The 6,017-nt window shown below is 47.1% G+C and carries 5 protein-coding genes and 1 pseudogene; 1 reads left to right on the top strand and 5 read right to left on the bottom strand.

Translation table 11 applies throughout. The features are described from left to right. From QT974_RS29620 to QT974_RS29600, 5 genes are all read right to left on the bottom strand, one after another. Window positions 1-410 (bottom strand): ATP-binding protein (locus QT974_RS29620; RefSeq protein ID WP_333471962.1); only part of this gene is annotated, 410 nt, incomplete at its 3' end. 506 nt (window positions 411-916) lie between these two features. Continuing rightward, window positions 917-2,005: an ATP-binding protein gene (locus QT974_RS29615; RefSeq protein ID WP_333471963.1), complete on the bottom strand. Its 1,089-nt coding sequence runs from the start codon at window positions 2,003-2,005 to the stop codon at window positions 917-919. Between the two features lie 336 nt (window positions 2,006-2,341). Next, window positions 2,342-3,619 carry a beta-ketoacyl synthase N-terminal-like domain-containing protein gene (locus QT974_RS29610; protein ID WP_333471961.1) on the bottom strand — a complete coding sequence of 426 codons (1,278 nt, stop codon included), beginning with the start codon at window positions 3,617-3,619 and terminating at the stop codon, window positions 2,342-2,344. A 207-nt stretch (window positions 3,620-3,826) separates the two neighbouring features. Beyond that, window positions 3,827-4,621: a peptidylprolyl isomerase gene (locus QT974_RS29605; RefSeq protein WP_442933224.1), complete on the bottom strand. Its 795-nt coding sequence runs from the start codon at window positions 4,619-4,621 to the stop codon at window positions 3,827-3,829. Between the two features lie 132 nt (window positions 4,622-4,753). Beyond that, entirely contained in the window at window positions 4,754-5,320 is a 567-nt protein-coding gene (locus QT974_RS29600) for a photosystem I assembly protein Ycf4 (RefSeq protein ID WP_333471959.1), read from the bottom strand. Between the two features lie 201 nt (window positions 5,321-5,521). Between QT974_RS29600 and QT974_RS29595 the strand changes: the two are divergent. Further along, a pseudogene (locus QT974_RS29595) lies at window positions 5,522-6,017 on the top strand (photosystem II D2 protein (photosystem q(a) protein)); the annotation flags it as partial.

Raw genomic sequence — 6,017 nt, 5'->3', positions numbered from 1 at the left:
GGGGGGCTGGGGGGGGTTTCCGCAGACTCTCGATGTTCGCAAAAATCGCCCAATCCCAGATCGTTCGATCGGCTCAAAACTTCCAAACATCCCAACTGAGCCAAACTGTGCAAAGCTTCCCCGCGAAATCCCAAAGTAGCAATTTTGTACAAGTCTGCTTCCGTGGTAATTTTGCTCGTACTGTGAGGCGAAGCCGCCTGCTGCAAATTTTCCAGATCCATTCCCGTACCGTTATCAGCAACTTGCACCCGCCACTGTTGGGGCCAAACAGACACAACGATGCGAGTTGCGCCAGCATCCAGAGAATTTTCAACTAATTCTCGTACCGCAGCGGCGATCGAGTCAATCACTTCGCCGGCGGCAATTAAATCGATCACCTCTGCGGGTAAGGTTTGAATAGTAACTGGCATCAGATTTTTAGCAGTTTATTAATCCAATTATACTAGATTGATCGCTGGTTATATAGTAAAGTTTAATTGCTATTCATCCGTTCTCCCCTCAGGCTATCTACCAGGGTCAATCAGGCTTTGTCTGCGGTTTACCTCTCAATTAATAGTTAATAGCATCAGTCAGGCAAGCTCGCTCTGAATTTAAATTTCAACTGCACAAATAATCCCACTCTGGTGGAATTTTGCTCAGAGCCTCCCCAAAACATACAATTTAAATGTGGAACAGCTTACTGAGATTTACCACAAAGAATTGATTTAAAGCCGGAATCATTGTAGCGAGCAATTAAAATCAGACTATTCATTACTCCAATCCTATTCCTTCCTTTATCAAGTGCCCTCAAGCGGCCAACCTTTCGGCTACAGGGGGGCGAGCTGTCAACTTTTCCCCATTACCCATTACCAGACATCCCTCATCTTTCCATGGAAAGGGTATATATCCGCATACCGAATTAAAAGACTCTGCTCGCTTAGGATTTCGGCAACCGGATGTAAAAACTTGTCCCTTTTTTGTTTTCCGACTCATAACTAATTTCCCCTTTATGAGCATCAACAATAGACTTAGCAATCGCCGTTCCCAAACCAGTACCAGTCCGCTTCCCATAAGTCACAAAAGGTTCAAATAACTTTTCCTTAATTGCCGCCGGAATCCCCGGGCCATTATCGTAAATGCTAATTTCTGCCCACTTTTCGCTTTGTCCGATAGCAATCTCAACAATACCTCCGCGCCCGCCAAAAGCTTCAACAGCATTCCCAACTAAATTTTGCAAAACCCGCAAAATTTTATTTTCGTCCGCTTCCACTATTACTTCTGTTGCGCGCAGCACCAAATCTACTTTTGCCGCCTCAAAATAAACTCTGTTTAACTTTTCAAACTGATGCAATGTTTGGGTGAGATTAACTGGTTTTTTATTTAATGCCGAGTTACCGCGCGAAAACTCCAATACTTCCTCAGCCATCCCCAACATTCGCTGCACCTGCAATTGAATCAGTTCGCACCACTCCTGAGTTTCCTCATCAGGGTGCATTTCTTTGAGCATTTCGCTGGAGAGTTTAATGCCAGTAAAAGGACTTTTAAAATCGTGAATAATTGTGCTCACCATTTCTCCTACCAAAACCATTTTTTGTTTGTGTACGAACTGGCTAACATATTGATCTGTAGTAGAGCGCAAGTTTTTAATAATGAAACTAAACATTTCCAGTACGGAACTGCCTTTAGCCAACTGGAGAGTTGCTATTAGTTCTTCGCGACCTAGTTTTGCCAAAGTGGAGCCGCCAACTGCGACAGCTCTAGCACTGCGCGGCTCTCCGTCTAAAACTCCGAGTTCCCCAAAAAAATCGTCTGGTTTGGCGACAGCAATAGTTTGATATTTATTATTTTCAACCCGCTTGCTAAACTCGACTTCACCTTCTAAAACTAGATATAAAAAATCTGCTGTTTCTCCTTCTTCAAAAACCAGCGTCTCCTCAGGAAAAGTCTCCAAGACAGCTATTTCGCACAGGTGAGCGGCTTGAAGAGGTTCAAAATAAGACATAAATCGATGAGATGCCATATCCATGTGAAAATACCTGAGGCTTAATTGAAACAATTTCTTTCTTATATCTTCGCCGATCGGCATCGGTGCTGGAATAAAATACAATACTGCTTGGATCTGCCTTGATGTTCTAGCACGCCAGCGGTTGTGAGGGAAGATTTACCCGCCGGATGCAGGGGAAAACTCGCATAGCAGCACCAATATCACCAAAATTATCACTCAATTGACTAAAATACATAAATATGATAGTGTATCTCAAATTTAAACTGGATGTGCGATCGCCCTCTCCGACGCCCCACCAGATTCGATCTGTAGATAGAGAATGCGATTTAAATGCCGATCGACTTTCATTGCCAAAAATTAACGCTCCCGAGATAAAACGAGCGCAGCATTCTGCCCGCCAAAGCCAAAACTCAAACAAACCACATTGCTCACAATAGCCGATCGGGCAAACGTCACAAAATCTAAATCAAAACCCGGTTTTTTCATGCCCGCGCAAGGCGGCAACATCTGCGATTTAATACCCATCAAACAAAAAGCCACGCCCAAAGCGGACGAAGCTCCCAAAGTATGACCAGTAGCCCCCTTAGTCGAACTAACAGCAACTTCTGGGTCAAACAATTTCTGAATTAACAGCGCTTCGTGTCGGTCATTTAAATCAGTTCCAGTACCGTGAGCGTGAATAAAATCTATATCAACCGCGACTAAATTGCTGCGTTTCAAACATTGATTTACCGCCGCGATCGCACTTTTCCCGCCCAACTCTGGCGAGTTAGCATGAGTTGCATCATTTGTCAACCCAAAACCGGAAATTCGACCGTAAATTTTAGCACCGCGACGGCTTGCCAACTCAGCCGATTCTAAGACAAATAAAGCCCCGCCTTCACCGAGTACAAAGCCTTCCCGATCTTCGTCAAACGGATAGCAGCCAGTGTTTGCCAAAGCACCCATCCGGTTAAATCCAGCCACAGTCAGGGGTGTAATTGGCGCTTCTACAGCACCTGCGATCGCCCGCTGACACTCTCCGGTGCGGATTAAATCAACAGCGCGGGCGATCGACTGTATGCCCGTAGCACAAGCAGCCATCGGCGCCAGCACAGGCCCCGTCGAGCCAATTGCCCTCGCCGCCGCGATCGCCCCCATGTGAGGCAAAAAATTCACGAATCGGGAATCGGGAATTGGGAATTGGGAATCGGGAATTGGGAATTCTCTTCCTTCTTCCTTCTTCCCTGTTCCTTCTTCCTTCTGCCTGACATCCGTTACAGAATCGGTTGCCGAACTTCCCTCGGACTTCTTCAGTCCATCCGTTAAATGCGTTACAAAATCCGTTGCCGAACTTCCTTCTCTTGCCAACTGTTCCAAATTTCCCTGAAATCCTCGGCTCGAACCGATCGCAATCCCGCAATCAGGAATCGGCAAAATCAAATTAGCATCTTGCACAGCATCTGCCAAAACCAGCCGAATTAAAGTTATTAAATCGGCTGGTTTTGTCCCAATCAAAGCCAAAGGTCGAGGTTCAAGTTCTAAAAAAGGTTGATGTTGCCGAATCCCCGAATCCCCAGCCAACAGTCTTATCCAGCTCTTTTCCAGACTCCCCAAAGCCGAAACAAGACCAATTCCAGTAACGACAACATCCATAAGTATCAGGTAGAAGGCAGTAGTTATTCGTTAGTTTTGATGAGTTATTTGTAATATATTACTTGTGGGTTTTTGATGCGTAATATATTACTTGTTGGTTGTTGATGCGTAGTTATCAGGTATTAGTTTTGGCTTGTTACTTACCAATAACCAATAACTACTGCTTTCCTCCCAACTGTCAACTGTCAACTGTCAACTGTCAACTGACTAACTAGCAGCCTTAAAATTTTCCAAACCCTGAGTAACAGTGGCCTTTTCAATGCGATCGCCCGCTTGAATTTTATCAACAACATCCATCCCTTGCTTAACGTAACCAAAAACCGCATAGCTACCATCTAAAAACGGCACATCGGTCAAAGTAAAGTAAAACTGAGAAGAAGCCGAATCAGGACTTTGCGATCGAGCCATGGCCACAGCCCCGCGACTGTGAACCAACACGGGTTTCTGAGCAATCCCAGCTTGTTCTAGGGTTTGGCTGTAAGTCGGGTTCGGTGCACCTTTAGCCTTAATTTCCAGAGGAATCCTGCGTTCGACAGATGTTTTCGGGTCAATAAAACCCCCAGTTCCCAGTCGCGCCGTAGGAAATTTAGGGTCTTTACCTTGAGGGTCGCCGCCCTGAACCACAAAAGGCTGAGGTTCTCGCACCACTCGGTGAAATACCAGCCCGTCGTAGACTCCCTTCTGAACCAAATCGACAAAATTCCCCGCCGTAATTGGCGCATTTGTGCCGTCGAGTTCGATCGTAATTGGAACACCTTTAACCGTCATCACCACCGTTGCTTTTTGGGTCAAGCGCGGCAAATTATTAAATTGTGCAGACGCCGCCACAGCAGCAGGCGCCGGTTCAGAAGGAGGTGGAGACAAAGAAATATTTTCACCAGACGCCGGATTCGTCGGAGTTGAGTTGGTCGCAGCAGGGGAACTACCGCATCCCCCGACAAACAGCGCACCAATTATTAAAAGTGAGAACAACCACCGCTGAATTTTGATTTGCATTTGCATTTGTATTTTCTACTTTCACTAAACCAGGTAAGGTGCACACCGAGGCGCACCCTAAATTTATCCATTTGGTGCGCAATGCTCACCCTACAAGAGATTACCAATCTAAAATGGAAAATCCCAAATCCCAAATCTCTACAGTCCTTCTAGGGGAACTTGCAAAAATCTAGCCAATTCGGCAGCTTGATTTTCCACCTGAGACAAAGCAATCGGCTGTCCGACTCTAGTCAGGGGAAACTGACGGCGGTCTTTGAGCTTGAGGTAAATGCTGCGGCGGGGACTGAGACCTTCTTTAATGTCCACCCGCACAGATTGCACATCGGATGTCTTGCAAGTAAAATCAAGTTTGCGGTTTTTGCCGGGAAATCCCCAACGGAAGATCCGAATGTTACTGGTTTGGCGATCGAACTCATTGTATCCGCCGCCCACATCCCAGAGAATAGTCAGCCACAGGTAAAGCGCCAACAGCACGCCGCAGACACCGTAGAAACCCATCGCGATGCCTTGAGGGATGAAAATCAGCTTAGTTGGGTCAGAAAAAGGCAGCAGGTTCACGTGCAAGTAGCTGGAAATGCCCGACAGCAGGAAACCCGTCCCTCCAATGCTGACAACCGTCGCCCACCAGTAATTGCTGAAGCGCCGGGAGCCCAAAACCTCCGAGCGCAGGACAGAATCGATCGAGGTCATTGTTTTTGCAGTCATAAGATTAAACAGCCTTAAAGCCAAATTTTAATTCAACTCGCCCACCTGTGTGTCACACATCGGTGGCGCGATCGCCCCAGCGAAGTGATTCTGTATCAACTCCTGCCCTTCTAGTTGAAAATTAATGAACTTATAATATATAGTTATGTTAACTTTAATTAGAAACCTTGGTCTTTTAACAAGTAAAAGGATTTTATCGCTATGACAATCGCAGTCGGACGCGCCCAGACCGAAAGAGGCATCTTTGATGTACTCGACGACTGGCTCAAGCGCGATCGCTTCGTCTTCGTAGGTTGGTCTGGCATCCTGCTATTCCCGTGCGCCTACATGGCGATCGGTGGCTGGTTGACCGGCACCACCTTCGTGACCTCCTGGTACACCCACGGTTTGGCAAGTTCCTACCTCGAAGGAGCCAACTTCCTCACCGTCGCAGTCTCCACCCCAGCCAACAGCCTCGGACACTCCCTGCTGTTTTTGTGGGGCCCCGAAGCACAGTGGGACTTTACCCGCTGGTTCCAGCTCGGTGGACTGTGGGCATTTGTCGCCCTCCACGGCGCTTTCGCACTGATCGGCTTTTGCCTGCGTCAGATCGAAATCTCCCGTTTAGTCGGCATCCGCCCCTACAACGCCTTGGCATTCACAGGCCCTATAGCCGTGTTTGTATCGGTGTTCCTGCTTTACCCCTTGGGTCAATCAG

Origin of the sequence: Microcoleus sp. BM001215392 (assembly GCF_036700185.1) — a bacterium.
Taxonomy (GTDB): Bacteria; Cyanobacteriota; Cyanobacteriia; order Cyanobacteriales; family Microcoleaceae; genus Microcoleus.
The sequence above is the reverse complement of the archived record's forward strand: the minus strand, read 5'-3'. Positions and strand labels throughout refer to the sequence as shown.

Coding starts and splice junctions, on each gene's coding strand:
- QT974_RS29615 (WP_333471963.1), bottom strand. CDS start 2,005: ATGGATATGGCATCTCATCGATTTATGTCTTATTTTGAACCTCTTCAA.
- QT974_RS29610 (WP_333471961.1), bottom strand. CDS start 3,619: ATGGATGTTGTCGTTACTGGAATTGGTCTTGTTTCGGCTTTGGGGAGT.
- QT974_RS29605 (WP_442933224.1), bottom strand. CDS start 4,621: ATGCAAATGCAAATCAAAATTCAGCGGTGGTTGTTCTCACTTTTAATA.
- QT974_RS29600 (WP_333471959.1), bottom strand. CDS start 5,320: ATGACTGCAAAAACAATGACCTCGATCGATTCTGTCCTGCGCTCGGAG.